Raw genomic sequence first — 22,851 nt, 5'->3', positions numbered from 1 at the left:
CTGAAATAGATGAGAGGACTTTTTTGCTGTGGAAAGCTTTTTGAAAAAAAGAGAAAAAAATTGTATAATAGAGTGGATATGCAAGTATTTGCAAAGCTGTAATTCGACTTGGGCAACCAAGGACCGTAAGTATTAAAATAATCACACTAAAGGAGACAACAGTGAGTAGTATTAAATTAGTCACTCTTGGCGGTGTTCGAGAAAATGGGAAAAATCTCTACGTTGCCGAAGTGAACGATTCGATTTTTGTCTTGGATGCAGGTTTGAAGTATCCAGAAAATGAGCAACTTGGGGTGGATGTCGTTATCCCCAACATGGATTATCTATTTGAAAACAAGGACCGCATTGCGGGTGTTTTCTTGACCCACGGTCATGCGGATGCCATTGGGGCCTTGCCTTATCTTTTGGCGGAAGCGAAAGTCCCTGTATTCGGGACAGAGTTGACCATTGAGTTGGCTAAACTCTTTGTCAAAAGCAATGACAGTGTGAAGAAATTCAACGACTTCCATGTCATCGATCAGAATTCTGAGATTGATTTTGGTGATGCCGTCGTGTCTTTCTTTCAAACAACCCACTCCATCCCTGAAAGTATCGGGATTGTGATTGGCACTCCTGAGGGCAATATCGTCTACACAGGAGACTTTAAATTTGACCAAACTGCCAGCGAGTCGTATGCGACAGACTTTGCTCGCCTAGCTGAGATTGGACGCGAAGGTGTGCTTGCCCTCTTGAGTGATTCAGCCAATGCGGATAGTAATATTCAAGTTGCCAGTGAGCAAGAAGTAGGCGATGCCATCTTAGATACGATTGCAGACTGGGATGGTCGTGTCATCGTAGCGGCGGTAGCCAGCAACCTTTCTCGGATCCAGCAGGTCTTTGATGCTGCGGCTGAGACTGGCCGTCGAGTGGTCTTGACAGGGTTTGATGTGGAAAACATCGTCCGCACAGCTATTCGCTTGAACAAATTGTCTCTTGCCAACGAAAAACTCTTGATCAAGCCAAAAGAAATGAGCCGTTTTGAGGATCATGAATTGATCATTTTGGAAACAGGCCGGATGGGTGAGCCGATCAATGGTTTGCGCAAGATGTCTATTGGCCGTCACCGTTATGTGGAAATCAAAGATGGGGACTTGGTCTACGTCGTCACAACGCCATCGATTGCTAAAGAAGCTGTGGTGGCTCGTGTGGAAAACATGATCTACCAAGCAGGTGGCATTGTCAAATTGATCACGTCAAGCTTGCGCGTGTCTGGTCACGGAAACGCACGGGACTTGCAGTTGATGATCAACCTTCTTCGTCCTAAATACCTCTTCCCGATCCAAGGGGAATACCGCGAATTGGATGCCCATGCACGAGTAGCGATGGAAGTCGGTATCTTGCCTGAAAATATCTTTATTCCAAAACGCGGCACTGTGATGGAGTACGAAAAGGGGGACTTCGTCCCTGCCGGTAGCGTCTCAGCTGGAGATGTCATGATCGATGGGAATGCCATTGGTGATGTGGGCAATATCGTCCTTCGTGACCGCAAGGTCTTGTCAGAAGACGGGATCTTTATCGTGGCGCTCACCGTGAATCGCAAAGAGAAGAAGATTATTTCCAAAGCGCGCGTGCACACCCGTGGTTTTGTCTATGTCAAGAAGAGTCGGGATATTCTTCGTGAAAGTTGCGAATTGGTCAACCAAAGTGTTGAAGACTATTTGGCACAAGACAGCTTTGACTGGGGGGAATTGAAAGGTTTGGTGCGTGACAACTTGTCTAAGTTCTTATTTGAACAAACCAAACGCCGTCCAGCCATCCTACCAGTCGTGATGGAAGTGAAATAATAGAAGAAATGGAAACGCTTGGCAGCCAGAGGCTTGCCGAGTGTTTTTAACAGTAGAAAGAGGAAATCAAATGGCAGTTATGCAGATTGAGTATTATTCAGAAGCCTTGAAGATGGAGTGGGGCGTGTCCGTCCTTTATCCTGATGCATCGCGCGTGGAAGATCCAGCGGATACGGATATCCCAGTCCTTTATCTCTTACACGGGATGAATGGCAACCACCATTCCTGGTTGAAGCGGACTAATGTGGAACGCATTTTGCGCAATACCAATCTAATCGTGGTCCTCCCCAATACCAATAATGGCTTTTACACAGATACCCAGTATGGCTACAACTACTACACGGCCATTGCAGAGGAATTGCCAGAGACTCTTTCTCGCTTCTTCCCTAATATGACCAAGAAACGGGAGAAGACCTTTATTGCTGGCCTATCCATGGGCGGCTATGGATCGATGCTCTTGGCTCTCAAGACAAATCGTTTCTCCCATGCGGCTAGTTTTTCCGGTGCTCTAAGTTTCCACGATCGGGACTTTGAAAACAATGACTTGGAACAACCAGCTTTTTGGAAGGGGATCTTTGGAGAGATTGAGGATTGGACGACCAGTCCCTATTCGCTAGAGACTGCTGCCAAGAGATTTTCAGATAAGAAGACCAAACTCTGGATCTGGTGTGGGGAGCAGGATTTCCTTTATGAAGCCAATAATTTTGAAGTCAAGGAACTAGAAAAGTTAGGCTTGGATGTCACCTATACCCACAGCCCAGGCAAGCACGAATGGTTCTACTGGGAACGTGAGTTGGAGCACTTTTTACAAACCCTACCAATCGACTTTGAATTAGAAGAAAGACTAAAATAAGATACAAATAGATTGGATATAAGAGAGTGGGACAGAAATCGGTGATTCGTTAGAATTCGATTTCGTCGTCCCACCTCCGCACAGTTGAGTAGGGCTGTAAAAGCTGATGAAATCAGCGTAGTAGAGCCCACTCAACCACTGCGTCTTGCTCGACAATCCAAAAATAATTGAGAGGCTAGGACTTTTGTCCCAGCCTCTTTTTTCCTATACATAGGAAGAAAAGCTAGAAAGGCCACTTATTCATTTCAGTCCTGCTTTCTTTGTGGTATAATAGGAACGATTGAAAAATGAGCTAGAAATAGCGAACAAGATAAGAGGAGAGAAATATGGCAAAAGATATTCGTGTGCGTTATGCACCAAGTCCAACAGGGCTACTACACATCGGAAATGCTCGTACAGCATTGTTTAACTACTTGTATGCGCGCCACCATGGTGGAACCTTTATCATCCGTATCGAAGATACGGACCGCAAACGTCATGTCGAAGACGGAGAACGTTCACAGCTTGAAAACCTTCGTTGGTTGGGCATGGACTGGGATGAAAGCCCTGAGACGCACGAGAACTACCGCCAATCAGAACGGCTACCACTTTATCAAAAATACATCGACCAACTCTTGGCGGAAGGAAAAGCTTACAAATCTTACGTCACTGAAGAAGAGTTAGCGGCTGAACGTGAACGCCAAGAAGCTGCGGGTGAAACACCTCGCTATATCAACGAATATCTCGGCATGAGCGAAGAAGAAAAAGCTGCTTATATCGCAGAACGTGAAGCAGCGGGCATCATTCCAACGGTTCGTTTGGCAGTGAATGAGTCTGGTATCTACAAGTGGCATGATATGGTCAAAGGCGATATCGAGTTTGAAGGTGGCAATATCGGTGGGGATTGGGTCATCCAGAAGAAAGATGGCTACCCAACTTACAACTTTGCCGTTGTCATTGATGACCACGATATGCAAATCTCTCACGTTATCCGTGGAGATGACCACATTGCCAACACACCAAAACAGCTCATGGTTTATGAAGCGCTTGGATGGGAAGCACCAGAGTTCGGTCACATGACTTTGATCATCAATTCTGAAACTGGTAAGAAGTTGTCTAAACGGGACACTAACACCCTTCAATTTATCGAAGATTACCGTAAGAAGGGCTACCTTCCAGAAGCAGTCTTTAACTTTATCGCTCTTCTTGGTTGGAACCCTGGTGGGGAAGACGAAATCTTCTCTCGCGACGAACTTATCCAGCTCTTTGATGAACATCGTCTCAGCAAGTCCCCAGCGGCCTTCGACCAAAAGAAAATGGACTGGATGAGCAATGAGTATATCAAGAATGCGGATCTTGCGACTATCTTTGAAATGGCCAAGCCATTCCTCGAAGAAGCAGGACGTTTGACAGACAAGGCTGAGAAATTGGTGGAACTCTACAAACCACAAATGAAGTCAGTGGACGAAATCGTTCCATTGACAGACCTCTTCTTCTCAGACTTCCCAGAATTGACAGAAGCAGAGAAAGAAGTCATGGCTGGTGAAACCGTGCCAACTGTACTTGAAGCCTTTAAAGCGAAACTCGAAGCCATGTCAGACGATGAGTTTGTGGCAGAAAATATCTTCCCACAAATCAAAGCGGTTCAAAAAGAAACTGGGATCAAAGGGAAGAATCTCTTTATGCCAATCCGTATCGCCGTTTCAGGTGAAATGCATGGTCCTGAATTGCCAGATACCATCTACTTACTTGGACGCGAAAAATCCATCCAACATATTGAAAGCATGTTGGAAAAAATCAGATAATTATCAGAAAAGCCCCTATAAAATGGGGTTTTTTGTTTTATTTCTAAAGTCAAAGTATTATAGGATTTTCAAAAAATTGCCCCGGTTTGACAAATTGATCCTACTGAAAACGATTTTATTACTATCTAAAACAAAAATTATAAAAAAATAGCAATAATTAAGGATAATTGCTTCCAAAAATCGACACATTAGTCTATAATGTAAGGGAAATAAAAAATGTAATAAGGAGACAGAAATGTTTTTTAAACGTTCGAACGGTGAATTCCGTGAAACGGATCGTGTGACTCGTTTCAAATTGATCAAATCAGGTAAAAACTGGTTGCGTGCTGCGACTTCTAACTTTGGTCTTTTGAAGGTCATTCGTGGTCAAGTCGAAGAGACTGTTGTAGCTGAAGTGCGTGAAGACGCAGTATCAGTGAAAGAAATGACAAGCCGTGGCTTGCTCAAAGGGATCGTAGCAGCAGGGGCTGTTCTCGGTGCAGCTACAGTAGCGAACACTGCAAAAGCAGATGAGACAGGATCAGACGTTGCGACTGCATCTGAGCTTTCAAGTGAAGCTCTTGTAGAGCAAGGAAGTACAGTACTTGGTACAACTTCAACAACAGAATCTCAGTCTGAATCAACAACAGCATCAACAACTGAGTCAACTACTGAATCTCAATCTCAATCAACAACAGAATCAGCTAGCGCTTCTGCCTCTGTAAGTGCTTCAACCTCTACAAGCGTATCTGTATCTCACTCAGCTTCATTGAGCGAACAAGGTTCAGCAGAACTTTCAGCAGCTTCAAGCGAATCAACTGTAGCCGCTGGCTCTGAAGCAAGTGTAGAAAGCACTACAACTGTTGCGAAAGCTGAAGATAAAGTTGTTTTGGAACAAAACACTTCAGAAGCAGCATTGTTGAACAAGATCGCAGGAGACTACTCAGCAACTGTTTCAGCTCCGGAAAAGAAAGCAGCTCTTGATGCTGCCATCGCTAAAGTTCAAACAGAATTGACAGCAAGCAACAGCTTGATCAATGCTAATGCATCTGCTCAATCATACGCAGACCAACGCGAACGTTTGAGCAAGTCAGTAGATGACATGATGGCAACCTTGACTGCGGCAGGATTTACTGGAAACACAACAGTAAACGGTGCTCCAGCAATTTCAGCTCAGTTGGCACCAATCTCAACAAGCACTACTGGTAGTGTAGCTACTAAACCGGTTATCTCAAATGCAAATGGTGCAACGATTGAAGATGCAGCCTTCAATAAATCTGGTTATGCTTTGGATCCAAACGCTGATCGCTTCACTTTTGGTGTATGGCAATTCCTTAAAACAAACCATACTACTGGTGCTAAAACCAACTTTGATTACTATGCTACTCTTTCAGTAGACCGTTCTGCCATCACTGGTAGCCTTTCCGCTAACCCAGATGTTTACTTACGTATTGTGAAGAAATCGGATGGTTCAGAAGCTTACACACGTACTATTCATGCTGGTGAAAGCAATATCTCTCTTCCAAACTACATCACAAACAATAACTCTGATGTAACAAATACTTTGACTTATACAGGTGCTAACGGAACTGATCCAGGTAACGTAACCTTCTCATTGGTAAACGATAACCTTGAGTATGAAACACTTCAAATTCGTGATACCAACTACCCAGGTAACGAAAATGAAGATAAACCAAACGTTCAAACTTCTGTTCCTTATGCGAAAGCTGATCAAACTACTTACTATAAAGTTGTTGATAGCAGCAAGTACACAAAAGGACAAACTTATACACCAACTGGAAATGAAACAGTCCTTGCAAGCTATACGCAAACAGGTCTTGCAGGTCAACAATTCACAGCTTCAGGAAACCGTAATATTGAGGGGTATGAACAAGTTCCAGCAACAACAGACACAACTCAAAAAACATCGGGTGTCCTTGGTAAAGGTGTTGTTGGTCAAAAATTGGTCGAACTTCAAGGTGGAGCCAACCACTACTACATGAAACGTATTTCAGAAGTTGTAGATACCAACGGTTCAACAGTAACGAAATTATATGCTCTTGATCCATCACAAGTAAGCAACTTCAGTGCAAGTGATGTTGGTACAGAAGATGTATCTAAATATACACTTGTCTACACATCATCTGTAAATAAAGCTGGTGATACTTGGAACTCAACGGGATCAAAAACTACTCGTGTAAACAGCAAAAATGGTGACTATTATATTGATGTTACCGAAACTGCAGGTAGCAACTCCCTAGTAATTACTGGTTGGCAGTCTACTACAGAAAAAGTTTACCTTACGCACGATGAAACCAAAGTGACTGAAGGATACGCAAAACCATTTACAGGTGCACCAGATGTATCATTAACACCAGCTGGTCAAGGAAATAATAAATGGAACTTGATTGCTGGACGTAATGCTGATATTGTTGCGAAAGACAAAGTAACAGATTCCACTGGTAAAGTTTCTTACACACAATTGAAAGGTTTCACTTCATTCTCAAATAACTACTCAGTTCCATCTGCAGTTAAACCATCGACTGATGTGAACTATTACTTTGTTAAGTCTGATGTTAAAGGTAATGTTTACGTGCATTATCAAGATACAGAAGGCAAGACTATTAAGCCAGATGTAACTGATGAAAAAGATCAACCAATTAATAAGGCCTACGATACAGTTGTAGATAATCGTCCGAATGAGATTCAATTCGAAGGTAAGACTTACGAGTTGGCCCCGGCTGGTAACTACACAGTAGGTGAAGTAGATGACCAAGGTCACCTTAAGTCTTCAGATCCTACAACTGGAGAAGTTGCTAAAGAAGATAAGAATGTCACCTACATCTACAAACTCAAAGAAGAGCCTAAGGGTAACGTCTATGTTCACTATGTAGATACAGAAGGCAAGACCATCAAATCAGATGTGACGGATGAAAAAGCTCAACCAGTGGACAAAGACTACGACACAGTGGTAGACAACCGCCCACAAGAAATCGAATTCGAAGGCAAGACCTATGAATTAGTTCCAGCAGGTAACTACACAGTAGGTGAAGTAGATGATCAAGGTCACCTTAAGTCTACAGACCCTACCACAGGTAAGGTTATCGAAGGCGATAAGAATGTCACCTACGTATATAAAGTGAAAGAAACACCAAAAGAAGGTGAAGTTGTTATCACTTATGTAGATACGAAAGGTAACGAAATCCAAAAATCTCGTCAAGATACACCTAAATCACCATATGACACACCATATGATACAACTGAAAAAGGTGAAAAACCAAATATCATCAAGACAACTGATGGTAAGACATATAAAATTGTTCCTAAAGGTGATTACCCAGTAGGAGATGTTGATGAAAACGGTCATTTGAAGTCTTCAGACCCTATTACTGGTAAAGTTGACAAACCAAAATCAACCATTACTTACGTTTATGAAGAAGTTGGAAGTGTCTTTGTTCATTATAAAGATATTAACGGAAATACGATCATGGGATCTGTTATTGATGAGCAAGATCAACCACTTGAGAAGGATTATGATACTGTAGTAGATAATCGTCCTAAAGAAATTAAATTTGAAGGTAAAACTTACGAACTTGTAGAAGCTGGTAATTACCCAGTAGGTCAAGTTGACAGCCAAGGTCACTGGACAGGTGATGATGATACGACTGGTAAAGTGGCTTCAGGTGAGAAGAATGTTACTTATATCTATAAGTTGAAAGACGAATCTCAATCAGATTCAGGTTCAAATTCAGAATCAGCATCAGAATCAGCTTCACAATCATTATCAGAAGTTGTATCTAACTCACAGTCTGTATCAGAACAAGCTTCTACATCATTGTCTGAATCGGCACAGGAATCAGCATCAGTTTCAGCATCTGAGTCAGCATCGTTGAGCACATCAGCGCAAGAGTCAGCTTCTGTATCAGCAAGCCAATCAGCATCGTTGAGCACATCAGCGCAAGAGTCAGCTTCTGTATCAGCAAGCCAATCAGCATCATTGAGCACATCGGCTTCAGCATCAGCATCTACTTCAGCAAGCCAATCAGCATCATTGAGCACATCAGCATCTGAGTCAGCATCAGTATCAGCAAGCCAATCAGCATCATTGAGCGCATCGGCTTCAGCATCAGCATCTACTTCAGCAAGCCAATCAGCATCATTGAGCACATCGGCATCTGAGTCAGCAAGTGTATCTGCGAGCCAATCAGCATCATTGAGCACATCAGCATCTGAGTCAGCAAGTGTATCTGCGAGCCAATCAGCATCATTGAGCACATCAGCTTCTGCATCTGAATCAGCTTCGCAATCTATTTCAGAATCACAATCAGCTTCAACAAGCCAATCAGTTTCTGTATCAACATCAGCGTCTGAGTCAGCATCAGTATCAGCTTCAACATCAACGTCTGAATCTGTTTCAGCATCTGAATCAGCTTCAGCATCATTGAGCGCATCGGCTTCAGCATCAGCATCTACTTCAGCAAGCCAATCAGCGTCATTGAGCACATCAGCGTCTGAATCAGCATCAGTATCTGCGAGCCAATCAGCGTCATTGAGCACATCAGCGTCTGAGTCAGCAAGCGTATCTGCAAGCCAATCAGCGTCATTGAGCACATCAGCGTCTGAATCAGCAAGCGTATCTGCAAGCCAATCAGCGTCATTGAGCACATCAGCATCTGAGTCAGCAAGCGTATCTGCGAGCCAATCAGCGTCATTGAGCACATCAGCATCTGAGTCAGCTTCTGTATCAGCTAGTCAATCAGCGTCATTGAGCACATCAGCTTCAACATCACTTTCTACATCTGTATCACAATCAGCATCTAACTCTTCATCAAATTCTGAAAGTGAAACACCTAAACAAGGTGAAGTAATCATCACTTATGTAGATACAAAAGGTAAAGTGATTAAAGATCCTCGTCAAGACACACCAAACTCACCATATGACACACCATATAACACAACTGAGGAAGGTGAAAAACCTAACACTATCAAGACTCCAGACGGTAAGACTTACAAGATCGTACCGAAAGGTGACTACCCAGTAGGTAAAGTTGATGGCGATGGACACTTGGAATCATCTGATCCAATTAAAGGTAAAGTGGATAAACCTAAATCAACAATTACTTACGTTTATAAAGAAGTGAAGGGTGACGTTTACGTTCACTATAAAGACACTGACGGTAACACAATTAAAGATGATGTCACCGATGAAAAAGATCAACCAGTTGATAAAGATTACGATACAGTAATTGACAACCGTCCAAAAGAAATCCAATACAATGGTAAGACATATGAATTGGTACCAGCCGGTAACTACAATGTAGGTAAAGTTGACGAACAAGGTCACCTTGAGTCATCAGACGCTACAACAGGTAAGGTTATCGAAGGACGTAAAGACGTCACTTACATCTACAAACTCAAAGAACAACCAGCACAACCTAAGGGTAATGTCTACGTACACTATGTTGACGTTAATGGTAACAAGATTAAAGACGATGTCACTGACGAAAAAGATCAACCAGTTGATAAAGACTACGATACAGTAGTAGACAACCGTCCAAAAGAAATTGAATTCCAAGGTAAGACATACGAATTAGTACCAGCTGGTAACTACCCAGTAGGTCAAGTCGACGAACAAGGTCACTGGACAGGTGATGATGCTACAACTGGTAAAGTTGTTGAAGGTGATAAGAATGTCACTTACGTCTACAAATTGAAAGAAGATCCAACGAAACCTAAAGAAGGTGACGTCATCATCACTTACGTAGACGAAAAAGGTAAAGAAATTCAAAAACCTCGTCAAGACACACCAAACTCACCATATGACACACCATATAACACAACTGAGGAAGGTGAAAAACCTAACACTATCAAGACTCCAGACGGTAAGACATACAAGATCGTACCGAAAGGTGACTACCCAGTAGGTAAAGTTGATGGCGATGGACACTTAGAATCATCTGATCCAATTAAAGGTAAAGTTGATAAACCACGTTCAATCATCACTTACGTTTACAAAGAAGTGAAGGAAGAACCAACTCAACCTAAGGGTAGCGTATACGTACACTACAAAGATACTGAAGGTAACACCATTAAAGAATCAGTAACAGATGAGTTAGACCAACCAGTAGGTAAAGACTACAACACTGTTGAAGACAACCGTCCACAATACATTAGATTCGAAGGTAAAACTTACGAAATCGTACCAGTCGGAAACTACACAGTTGGTAAAGTAGATACTCAAGGTCACCTTGAATCAACAGACCCAACAACTGGTAAAGTGGTCGAAGGACGTAAAGACGTTACTTACATCTACAAACTTGTCGAAGAACCTGTACAACCTAAGGGTAATGTATACGTTCACTATGTAGATGAAAATGGTAACACGATCAAGACTTCAGTAGTGGATGAAAAAGACCAACCAGTAGGTAAAGACTACGATACAGTTGTGGATAACCGTCCTAAGACAATCACAACTGCAGATGGTAAAGTCTATGAATTGGTACCACAAGGTAACTACCCAGTAGGTAAGGTTGATGGTGAAGGTCACTTGACAACAACTGATCCAACAACTGGTAAAGTTATCGAAGGTGATAAGAACGTTACTTATGTTTACAAACTTGTGAAGACTCCAAACGTTCCAACACCAAACACTCCAGTGCCACCAACTCCAACACCAAATACTCCGGTAGATCCAACACCTAATAAACCAATGGATCCAACACCAAACACACCGGTAGATCCAACACCTAATACACCAGTGAACCCAGTTCCTGAGCAACCAGCTAAACCAGCTCCAGCTCTTGAACAACTTCCAAATACTGGTGAAACAGGATCTGTAGCTTCAGCTCTTCTTGGAGCAGTTGCAGGGGTTGCAGGGGTTGCAGCACTTGGAAGCCGCAAAAAAGAAGATGAAAAATAATCTTCTACCCTAATTTGATTCGGTCATTTCAGGTATGTGGGAAATGAAAAAGGATCCAAAAAGAGAACCTCCGGGTTCTCTTTTTGTGTGCTGTTTTTTATGTTAAAAACTAGTCTTAATTAGTTACTTTTGGGGAAAATTAGTGTATAATAACTCGATATCTTATTTTTAAGGAGCGGACATGTTTTTTAAACGTTCGAAGGGTGATTTTCGCGAAACGGAGCGAATCACACGTTATAGATTAATCAAATCAGGAAAGAATTGGGTACGGGCATCTGTCTCGCGGTTAGGCCTATTTCGTGTCATGCGAGGTGGTGTAGATGAAAACATCGTGGTTCAATATGAAGCATCATCACACTCTATGCCTACGGATCTGGTCAAAGGGATGGTTGTGCTAGGGGCTCTGGCTGGGGCGACAACGGTTGCTAATCCAGTATTTGCCGAGGAAAATGAGATGAATGCGACTGTTGGATCTGAAATCAGTCCGTCGACCGGTGTAGCGGGTTCGGATAGTCTTGTATTGGGGACGACGTCAAACTCAGATTCTGTGTCAGCCAGTCAATCTATAAGTGAATCTATCTCATTTTCAGAGTCAGCTAGTGACAGCCTTTCTCTGTCTCAATCGGTATCTTTGAGTGAATCTCATGGTGTCAGTGCTTCAGCGAGTCCGTCCACTTCAGAAATTGCTAGTAGCAATCTCTCAGAGAATGATACTATTCATGCAGCTACTTCTGAAACGAGTGAGAAAGTAGCAGAGGCTCAAAACAATCGCTCGGAAGACCAGGTGAAGCGTCTGCAAGTTTTGGCTTTGGATTTATACACCTATCGTGCGCAGGCTTTGGAAATCCCTGGGACAGAATCTGCTATTGAAAGTGGAGATCTGGCTTTAGAAGCTATTCGTACAGGCTTATCCAATCCGGCAATCCAAATGGATGCCGTGGAAAGCCAGGCTAAGAGTGCTCGCAATCGCTTGGTTAATGCGGTGCTTCGTGCGACATCTGGTCAACGGGATCCGCGAAATGGGAATCGTATTGATACGGATACCAGCCTTCGTGCGCCCCAATATAATTTAGGTCCAGCCAATAATGCCTTGATTTCTGTTTATAATTCAGATTACCTCAATTATGCTTATAATGTTGTGGAAACCATTCCTACACGAAATAGTATTAAAAGCATTGGCTACGCTTCTGGTAGTGATCGTGTGAATGGCATTAATGTTCCTCAGACGTCGGCCTTGAAAAATAGTGCAGTGGCCTTTAATATCATGGGAACTGTTGGGCAGACAGAGGTCGTAACGCCTGGGAAAATTTATAATGTTTCTTTTGTAGTGACCAATACGGCTAGGCAGTCAGTGACACGAACGCTACGCATTCAGGTTTTGCCGCAAAATGATGGCATTCGTAATCCGATTACGGCTGTGACGACAGCGACTTTTGTCAATGATACTACTAACTTGGCCCAGGCTGAAAAAGAGAAGATTTGGGAAGCGTTTAAGACTGCTAACCCCAATATTGCCACTTCAAAGGACTTTAAATCTTATTCCGTTTCATCATCTGGTGTGGTGACCATTACCTATAAAGATAACACTACAAATGATGTGACGGCTCCAGTGAAGCGACTTGCAGCACCAACTGTTGAAACGAGATTATTGGATAAGGCTTACACACAGACGCCTGTAACGGTGACGGGAGCTGAGCCAGGTTCTACAGTCGTTCTATACAATAATGACGACGAAGTGGGAACAGCTGTGGCAGATGCTTCGGGTCAAGCGATTGTGACGCCGACTGTTAAGTTACAAACGGGTGGTGTAACAGCCAAAGCTCGCATCATGTATGGTGATTATGCGGTGTATTCAGATGCCAGTAATTCCGTGGCTGTAACTGACGGAACGCGTCCTGAAGTGACGGCTAAGTTGACCGTCAATGGTGTGGAACCGAAATCAACCCCTCTTGAAGGTGGTGGGAAGAATTATACTATTTACGCTGGTGATGATGCGGTTGTGACTTTCACGGCAACGGATGACAGTGGCAAGCTTAAAGAAATGAAAGTCGTTGCACGAGCGGATCTGAATGACAATGCCTTGAACGGCAATTTCTTTGGTAGTAGCCAGTATGGGACAGGTGATATTGCTCCTATCACGGGTGATATTACGGCTACCAGTGCGAACCCTGCAACCATCACAACGACCATTCATTTGAAGGATGATCTTTACCATACCTACCGAAATACATGGCAACGCAACGTAGCGGCTATTGACAATGCCTCCAATATGAACCGTCCAAATGGTTTGGGTGAGATTCGGATTACTCAGGGGCGTCTCGCTGATCGTACACCAGGTGTGGCGCCGACAAGCACTATTCAGGTGACGAGTCTAACTGCATTGACAGATGCAGATAAGAGCAAGGTGATTGCTGCTGTATCGGCTGTTAATCCAGAGGTGGCCAACCGGATTAAGTCCTATACGGTTAATAGTGATGGTACAGTCACCATTACTTATAAAGATAGTACGACCAATGTCGTAGCGGTGAAACTGTCAGATAGCGATCACAGTCAGTCTGTATCAAGCAGTCAGAGTGCATCTACGAAGACTTCGCAATCGATCAGTCAGTCTTTAAGTGCGAAGCAATCTCAGAGCGTATCGGCTCAGCAGAGCGTTTCATTGAGCCAGTCACTGAGCCCGGTTCGCTCACAAAGTTTGTCAGCTTCACTAAGCCAATCAACTTCTGCAAGTGTCTCAGCTCAAGCTAGTTTATCTCGCAGTCAATCGTTGAGCAAGGAGGTTTCTCAATCTCAATCCGCTTCAACGAGTCAATCTGTATCGACAAGAAAATCTGAATCTGTGAAAGTTTCGGAATCAGCATCCGCAAGTGTCAGTGACTTGCAGTCTGCTTCGGTATCAGCAAGTGTATCCAAAGTGGTTAGCCAGTCTGTCTCAAGTTCGACATCCGCTTCAACGAGCGCCTCTGTTTCAGTGAGTCAGTCAGCATCAGCATCGCTTTCACAGTCGGTATCAGAGTCACTAAGTCAATCGACTCGCGAGTCGGCTTCAAAATCCGTAAGCCAATCGCAATCTGAGTCTGCATCAGTATCTTTGAGTGAGTCCGCTAGGAAATCAGCATCGTTGAGCACTTCCGTATTAGAGAGTCAATCAACCTCTACTTCGGTGTCGGTTTCAACGTCTGAATCAGTGTCAACGTCTGAATCAGTGTCAACGTCTGAGTCAGTTTCAACCTCAGAATCAGTCTCATCGTCTGAATCTGTGTCAGTGTTCGAGTCAGCGTCAGAATCGGTTTCTACATCAGAATCAATCTCAACCTCAGAGTCGGTTTCAACGTCAGAGTCAGTTTCAACCTCAGAATCAGTTTCAGCGTCTGAATCAGTATCAACATCCGAGTCAGTTTCGGCTTCTGAATCAGTGTCAACGTCCGAATCAGTGTCTGCATCTGAGTCAGTCTCAGCCTCAGAATCGGCATCAGCGTCTGAATCAGTGTCTACGTCCGAGTCAGTATCAACGTCTGAGTCGGCATCGACGTCTGAGTCAGCGTCAACTTCTGAATCAGTTTCAACGTCTGAGTCGGCATCTATATCAGAATCAGTCTCAACCTCTGAATCGGCATCAACATCCGAGTCAGTCTCAGCATCTGCTTCTGAATCAGCCTCAGTGTCCGAATCAGTATCAACATCCGAGTCAGTCTCAACATCTGAGTCAGCATCTGCGTCAGAATCAGTATCAGCATCCGAATCGGTTTCAACCTCAGAATCTGCATCTGCATCTGCATCAGAATCAGTGTCAACATCCGAATCGGCATCTGCATCTGCATCAGAATCAGTGTCAACATCCGAATCGGTTTCTGTATCTGAATCAGTGTCTACTTCTGAATCAGTATCAGCGTCTGAGTCAGTTTCAACCTCTGAATCATTCTCGGCATCAGAGTCAGTTTCAACGTCTGAGTCGATTTCAACGTCCGAGTCTGTCTCAATGTCTGAGTCAGTATCAGCGTCTGAATCTGTATCAGCCTCTGAATCAGCGTCAGCCTCAGAATCAGTTTCAACGTCTGAATCGGTGTCAACCTCCGAATCAGTTTCGACTTCCGAATCATTGTCAACATCCGAATCGGTTTCTGTATCTGAATCAGTGTCTACTTCTGAATCAGTATCTGCGTCTGAGTCAGTTTCAACCTCTGAATCATTCTCGGCATCAGAGTCAGTTTCAACGTCTGAGTCGATTTCAACGTCTGAGTCGATTTCAACGTCCGAGTCTGTCTCAATGTCTGAGTCAGTATCAGCGTCTGAATCTGTATCAGCCTCTGAATCAGCGTCAGCCTCAGAATCAGTATCAACGTCTGAATCGGTGTCAACCTCCGAATCAGTTTCGACTTCCGAATCATTGTCAACATCCGAATCGGTTTCTGTATCTGAATCAGTGTCTACTTCTGAATCAGTATCTGCGTCTGAGTCAGTTTCAACCTCTGAATCATTCTCGGCATCAGAGTCGGTTTCAACGTCCGAATCAGCGTCGACGTCTGAGTCAGCGTCAACTTCTGAATCAGTCTCAACCTCTGAATCAGTGTCTACTTCTGAATCAGTGTCAACGTCCGAATCAGTGTCTACATCTGAGTCAGCGTCAACGTCTGAATCAGTCTCAACCTCTGAATCGGCATCGACATCAGAATCGGCATCGACATCAGAATCGGCATCAACATCGGAGTCAGTCTCAGCGTCTGAATCAGCGTCAGCGTCTGAATCATTCTCGGCATCCGAGTCGGCATCGACGTCTGAGTCGGTTTCAACTTCAGAATCAGTTTCGACATCCGAGTCTGAATCAACATCCGAATCATTGTCAGCCTCAGAGTCAGTTTCAACATCTGAATCATTGTCAGCCTCAGAGTCAGTTTCAACATCTGAATCAGTATCGGCGTCTGAGTCAGTTTCAACATCAGAATCAGTCTCAACCTCTGAATCGGCATCGACATCAGAATCGGCATCAACCTCGGAGTCAGTCTCAGCGTCAGAATCAGTATCAACATCTGAGTCTGTAACAACGTCTGAGTCGGCGTCAACATCAGAATCAGTCTCAACGTCAGAGTCAGTTTCAGAATCTGAGTCGGTAACAACGTCCGAATCAGCCTCTGCTTCTGAATCAGCCTCAGTGTCCGAATCAGTCTCGACATCCGAGTCAGTTTCTGTATCTGAATCAGTATCAACGTCTGAGTCAGTATCAGCGTCTGAATCAATTTCTACCTCTGAGTCAGTATCTACGTCTGAATCAATCTCGACCTCTGAATCATTGTCAGCATCAACATCTGAGTCGGTCTCAACCTCTGAGTCAGCATCAACATCTGAATCAGCCTCTGCGTCCGAGTCAGCGTCAACTTCTGAATCAGTGTCAACTTCTGAATCAGTGTCTACGTCTGAATCGGTGTCGACATCCGAGTCAGTCTCAACGTCCGAATCAGCCTCTGCTTCAGAATCAGTTTCAACGTCCGAATCAGTTTCTGTATCTGAGTCAGTATCGACTTCAGAATCAGTCTCAACCTCTGAATCAGTGTCTACTTCTGAATCTGTATCAACATCAGAATCAGTGTCAACGTCCGAATCAGTGTCTACATCTGAGTCAGCGTCAACGTCTGAATCAGTCTCAACCTCTGAATCGGCATCGACATCAGAATCGGCATCGACATCAGAGTCGGTTTCAACGTCCGAATCAGCGTCGACGTCTGAGTCAGCGTCAACTTCTGAATCAGTCTCAACTTCTGAATCAGTGTCTACTTCTGAATCTGTATCAACATCAGAATCAGTGTCTACTTCTGAATCTGTATCAACATCAGAATCAGTGTCTACATCTGAGTCAGTCTCGACGTCTGAGTCGGCATCTACATCTGAGTCAGTTTCAACCTCAGAATCAGTATCAGCGTCGGAATCTGTCTCAACGTCTGTGTCAGCGTCTACCTCAGAATCAGTTTCGACATCCGAGTCAGTCTCAACATCTGAATCAATCTCGACCTCCGAATCATTGTCAACATCGTTGAGCAGTTCAGTATCAGAAAGCCAGTCAGTCTCTACTTCGCTTTCAGTTTCGACATCAGTATCTGCATTTGAGTCAGCATCATTGAGTACCTATGCACCTGAATCAACTTCAACATCAGTAAGTACTTCAGTTTCAGTGAGTCAATCACAATCAGGATCAACATCTGGTAGCGGTTCATACTCTAACTCAATGAGCCAATCAATTTCTCATTCAGAGTCATTGTCTGCATCAGAATCAGCAAGTGGATCACAAAAACACAGCCAATCTGTGGCCCTTCCAAATACTGGCGAAACAGGATCTGTAACATCGGCTCTTCTCGGAGTAGTTACAGGGTTAGCTGGAATTGCTGGACTTACCCGACGTAAAAAGAAGGGGAACTGATCTAGTAGGAAATATCATTTTTTTCGAGTGAATCTCATAGGAGATTCACTTTTTTACTAGTAGAATGAAGTATTTTTAATGTGTTACAAAAAAATTTGAAAATTAAACGATAATATATAAGTTTTTTGTAGCAAATTACTTGAATCTACGTAGTATTGCTGTATAATGAATAATGACTACAATGTAAGGGGAATATCATGCAATTTAAGCGTTCAAAAGGAAACTTTCGTGAAACAGATCGTGTCGTACGCTTCAAATTAATTAAATCAGGAAAAAATTGGCTTCGAGCATCAACAGCTGCTCTAGGCCTCTTTCGCGTGGTGCGTGGGCAAGTGGAGGAGACCATCATTGCCAACGTACAGCAAGATCAAATAGAAAGTCAAAAGCATAACCAAGCCTTCTTAAAAGGTTTGATTACGGTAGGGACTGTATTTGGTGGTGCTGTGCTTGCTACGACTGCTAAGGCGGAGGATGCAACATCACTTGCACCAACGGTTTCCGAGACAAAAGAGGAAACCTTGGCAGAAGTGGATAGTGTGGTCTTAGCGAAAACCTCAAGCCAGCCTTCAGAATCCATCTCTGTTTCAGAATCAACTAGTTTTTCTACATCTGAGAGTGCGTCTGCTTCGATCAGTGAATCCACCTCTTTATCCTTGAGCGAAGTTGGATCAACTGCATTATCAACGGCACTTAGCGAGTCTGCTCAAGCTTTAGAGTCAGAAGCAGGTATTGAAGAGCCGACTAGTTTAGAAGAAGCTACTGTTTTAGAACAAAATACCTCTGAAGCTGAATTGCTTCAAGAAATTGCAGGGAATTACGCATCTAAAATGACGGACACCGATCGCCGAGCAGTGGTCGAAGCGGTCATTAACAAAGTGCAGGCTGAAGTGACTGCAAGCAATAACTTGATCCACACCAATGCCAGTGCGCAAGCTTATGCTGACCAGCGCGATCGCTTGGAGAAAGCTGTCGATGAGATGATGACGACCTTGACAGCTGCAGGTTTTGTGGGAAATACAAATGTAGATGGGAAACCTGCGATCTCTGCTCAGTTGGCTCCTCTAGCTGAGGAAACATACTTGGCTGATGATGTATTGGATATGACCCCGAACCCAGAAGATCCCAATGGTGCGAGTGTAGAAGATCCTACACTTGACACACCAGGATATGCTAAGGATCCTCATCTAGATAAAGATCTCTTAAGATTTTCGCCTGAAGAGTTGAAAAATTTTTTAGGTGAACCCTACACCAATCGTTATACATTTGGTATTTGGGACTTTGTGAATAAACAAGGAGAGTCACTTGGTTACTATGCGACTATGTCGATTGATATCAGTGAGATAGATCCGGAAAAGCATAAGGCAATGGATGTTTATTTCCGCATTGTCCGAAAATCAGATGGGGCTGAAATTTTTTCACAAACTGTATCTCCAGAAGGATATGGCCAAGATATTCAATTACCAAAAGAAGTACTAATTGGTCAGGCTCCCCTTGGGAACAAGGTTTTTAATTCGGAACCTTCTACAGGTAATGGGACCTTTGGAATGCTGACGAATTTTATTCCGGAACAGGCTTTCTTATTCCGGAGTATTTATGATGTCATGACGCCTGAGAATCAAGGGCAATTGATTAGGACGTATCCTAGTATCAAAATTCCATCTATGATGGGACAACAATCGACCTTCTATAGAGAAGTGGACCCGAATGGTAGATGGTTTAATGGGCAATATGAACCAACGGGGAAAGAAAGATCCTTACTAGAGTATAGAATCTACGGATTGGAAGGCCAGCATTATACAGCTTCCAATCCACGCGAATTTCCTGGTTATGTACAGGTCCCAGCGCACACCGTGTTCCCGAATCGTAAAAGTGGGGTGTTCGATAATAGTAAGAATGGGAAATCAAGAATTGAACTATTAGGGGATGCGCGTGAGCATTTCATTAAAAGTGAAGTTGTCACCCTTAATCAAAATGGTGATTATTCTCTTCGCTACTATGTTTTAGATCCTTCTAAAATCCATGATGTTAGTAGTGGTGATGTAGGAAATGCTAAGGTAACCGATGTATATACACTTGTTTATGAAAAAGAATTTAAACAAGATAGTACGGATAACCTTTCAGATTTAGGTGGAACTCGTAAAGTTGAAAGTAAAAACAAGGATTATTTCCTGAATGTTACACCAAAACGAATAGATTACCAACATTTTGAGTTGGATATTACAGGTTGGTTCTCTAGTAAGGAGACAGTTACATACACTGATGAGAAAACAGGAATAGAATATACTGTTCCAAAACCATTCACGGAACTTCCAAAATCGGCCTACCTCGATAAAAATACGACCATGGTCGTTGGAGAAGATGCAACACCTCAAGGAGCAGATGGTTTTTCCAACTTCAAACAAACGATCAAAAAAATAGTAGATTCATACCCCTTAACGAGTGTGAATTATTACTATCGGAAGATGACACCGTCAGAATCTGCTTCACAATCTCAAAACTTCTCGATTTCAACTTCAGAGTCACTAGTTTCAGAATCCATTTCATCTTCTCAATCTGTTTCGGTCAGTGAGTCCGTTTCCTTGTCACAAGCATCTAGCTCCGCCAGTCAATCAGATTCACAGGTTTCAACCTCGATTTCCTTGTCACAATCTGTATCGACAAGCGAATCCAACTCGTTGATCCAGGAATCGATCTCCGCAAGTCAGTCGGAGTCGTTGATTCAAGAGTCCGTTTCAGCCAGCCAATCAGACTCGTTGGTTCAGGAATCTGTATCGGCAAGTCAATCAGAATCCTTGGTTCAGGAATCCGTATCAGCAAGTCAGTCAGATTCATTGGTACAAGCCTCCGTTTCAGCCAGCCAGTCAGAGTCATTGATTAAGGAATCTGTATCTGCTAGTCAGTCAGAGTCACTGGTACAAGCCTCCGTATCTGCCAGCCAGTCAGAATCCTTGGTACAAGCGTCCGTTTCAGCCAGTCAATCAGACTCGCTGGTTCAGGCATCTGTATCGTCTAGCCAATCAGAATCCTTGGTACAAGCGTCCGTTTCAGCCAGCCAATCGGAATCGCTGGTCCAAGAGTCGGTTTCTGCAAGTCAGTCAGAGTCGTTGCTTCAGGAATCCGTATCGGCCAGCCAGTCTGATTCCTTGGTTCAAGAATCAGTTTCTTCAAGCCAATCTGAGTCGCTTGTTCAAGAGTCGATTTCAGCGAGTCAATCAGAGTCATTGATTAAAGAATCTGTATCAGCTAGTCAATCCGACTCACAATCAAAAGCAGCATCAGCATCTAAGAGTGAGTCTGAAAAAGCCTCGAAATCTGTTTCGTTGAGTCAGTCGGTATCCTTATCTAATTTAGCATCTAGATCAATTTCTGTGTCTCAATCGCAGTCAACATCGGCGGTTGGATCGGAGGAAGTGGTTTCTCAACTGATTTCCTTGTCACAATCTATTTCGATGAGCAAAAAGCTGTCAGAATCCGTTTCGTTGAGTCAGTCAGAGTCGTTGCTTCAGGAATCCGTATCGGCTAGCCAATCAGACTCGTTAGTACAAGAATCCGTTTCTGCTAGTCAATCAGACTCGCTGGTTCAGGCATCTGTATCGTCTAGCCAGTCCGATTCCTTGCTTCAGGAATCAGTATCTGTCAGTCAGTCAGACTCGCTGATTCAAGCATCAGTTTCCGCCAGTCAATCTGAGTCCTTGATTCAAGCATCAGTTTCCGAAAGTCAATCGCAATCTACTTCTGATATCGAATCTAAGTCTCAAATTACAGAATCTATGTCCTTTTCTCGTTCTGATTCAATGAGTCAGTCGGAATCGCAAGTATCGACTGATTTGCAATCAACATCATTGAGTCAATCAGAATCGTTGGTGCGAGAGTCAGTTTCTGCGAGTGAATCGGAATCCTTGGTTCAAGAATCAGTTTCTTCAAGCCAATCCGATTCGCTGGTACAAGAGTCGATTTCAGCCAGCCAATCCGATTCGCTGGTTCAAGCATCTGTATCTGCCAGCCAGTCAGAGTCGTTGGTTCAAGCCTTAGTATCGGCTAGCCAATCCGAGTCCTTGGTTCAGGAATCTGTATCTGCCAGTCAATCACAATCTACTTCTGATGTCGGATCTAAGTCTCAAATTACAGAATCTATGTCCTTTTCTCGTTCTGATTCAATGAGTCAGTCGGAATCGCAAGTATCGACTGATTTGCAATCAACATCATTGAGTCAATCAGAATCGTTGGTGCGAGAGTCAGTTTCTGCGAGTGAATCGGAATCATTGGTTCAGGAGTCTGTATCTGCCAGCCAATCAGACTCGTTGGCTCAAGCATCGGTATCGGCAAGCCAATCAGAATCCTTGGTTCAGGAATCCGTTTCAGCGAGTCAATCCGATTCACTGGTACAAGAATCAGTTTCTTCAAGTCAATCAGATTCCTTGGTACAAGCATCCGTTTCGGCAAGTGAATCAAATTCATTGGCTCAAGAATCTATCTCGGCCAGTCAATCAGATTCATTAGTTCAAGCCTCTGTCTCCACAAGCCAATCTGCCTCAACTTCTCATGTCGTAGCTGCATCGCAGGTTTCAGAGTCTGAATCGTTCTCTCGATCCGTTTCTGAGAGTCTATCTGCTTCACAATGGACCTCCCATTCAGAATCTCTAGCGTCAGCCTCGCTATCGAAGTCTGACTCCTATAGCCAATCAGCTTCACTCCTTTCTTCAAGCGAATCGGCTTCAACGTCCATGCCAGTATCTGAATTTCCTTTGACGAGTGTTTCAGATTCTAGAAGCGCATCATCGACAGAGAGTCAATCCTTATCGCAGGAAATTTCTGAATGGATTAGTGTGTCTTATGCGTCAAGTTTCTCTGCTGTGACAAGTTCTTCGGAGTCTGTCGTGTCTTCGTTTGGCACCTCTTACTCAGAATCTCCATCAGACACAAGCTCGCTAACTGCAACGCATTCTTCCGGACCTGCTCTTCCAGAGACAGGTGCCCATCCTTCATCTAATATTCTTGCTACAGGAGCTTCCATTCTTCTGTCTGGATTAGCCCTTTTAGGAATTCGGAAAAAAGATGGCAAATAAAACCTTAAAAGACCGGAA

General features: G+C 43.6%; 6 protein-coding genes. All 6 read left to right on the top strand.

Annotated elements, in window-relative coordinates:
- Nucleotides 1-161: 161 nt before the first annotated feature.
- The 6 genes from WKT08_RS06960 (at nt 162) to WKT08_RS06935 (ending at nt 22,833) form a co-directional block, all read left to right on the top strand.
- Nucleotides 162-1,823: a ribonuclease J gene (locus tag WKT08_RS06960; RefSeq protein WP_003008950.1), complete on the top strand. Its 1,662-nt coding sequence runs from the start codon at nt 162-164 to the stop codon at nt 1,821-1,823.
- A gap of 70 nt (nt 1,824-1,893) precedes the next feature.
- Nucleotides 1,894-2,676, top strand: coding sequence for an alpha/beta hydrolase (locus WKT08_RS06955; RefSeq protein ID WP_340281020.1), 783 nt, complete (start codon nt 1,894-1,896; stop codon nt 2,674-2,676).
- A gap of 326 nt (nt 2,677-3,002) precedes the next feature.
- Nucleotides 3,003-4,460, top strand: a complete 1,458-nt coding sequence (gene gltX / locus WKT08_RS06950; protein ID WP_340281018.1) for a glutamate--tRNA ligase — start codon at nt 3,003-3,005, stop codon at nt 4,458-4,460.
- A 235-nt stretch (nt 4,461-4,695) separates the two neighbouring features.
- Nucleotides 4,696-11,358: an accessory Sec-dependent serine-rich glycoprotein adhesin gene (locus WKT08_RS06945; protein ID WP_340281016.1), complete on the top strand. Its 6,663-nt coding sequence runs from the start codon at nt 4,696-4,698 to the stop codon at nt 11,356-11,358.
- A 181-nt stretch (nt 11,359-11,539) separates the two neighbouring features.
- Complete coding sequence (locus WKT08_RS06940) at nt 11,540-17,767, top strand: accessory Sec-dependent serine-rich glycoprotein adhesin (RefSeq protein WP_340281014.1); 6,228 nt, start codon at nt 11,540-11,542, stop codon at nt 17,765-17,767.
- A gap of 197 nt (nt 17,768-17,964) precedes the next feature.
- Nucleotides 17,965-22,833, top strand: coding sequence for an accessory Sec-dependent serine-rich glycoprotein adhesin (locus WKT08_RS06935; RefSeq protein WP_340281012.1), 4,869 nt, complete (start codon nt 17,965-17,967; stop codon nt 22,831-22,833).
- Nucleotides 22,834-22,851: the final 18 nt, after the last annotated feature.

Origin of the sequence: Streptococcus sp. HCA-5024, assembly GCF_037890265.1 — a bacterium.
Classification (GTDB): domain Bacteria; phylum Bacillota; class Bacilli; order Lactobacillales; family Streptococcaceae; genus Streptococcus; species Streptococcus lingualis.
The sequence above is the reverse complement of the archived record's forward strand: the minus strand, read 5'-3'. Positions and strand labels throughout refer to the sequence as shown.

Coding starts and splice junctions, on each gene's coding strand:
- WKT08_RS06935 (WP_340281012.1), top strand. CDS start 17,965: ATGCAATTTAAGCGTTCAAAAGGAAACTTTCGTGAAACAGATCGTGTC.
- gltX (WP_340281018.1), top strand. CDS start 3,003: ATGGCAAAAGATATTCGTGTGCGTTATGCACCAAGTCCAACAGGGCTA.
- WKT08_RS06940 (WP_340281014.1), top strand. CDS start 11,540: ATGTTTTTTAAACGTTCGAAGGGTGATTTTCGCGAAACGGAGCGAATC.
- WKT08_RS06955 (WP_340281020.1), top strand. CDS start 1,894: ATGGCAGTTATGCAGATTGAGTATTATTCAGAAGCCTTGAAGATGGAG.
- WKT08_RS06945 (WP_340281016.1), top strand. CDS start 4,696: ATGTTTTTTAAACGTTCGAACGGTGAATTCCGTGAAACGGATCGTGTG.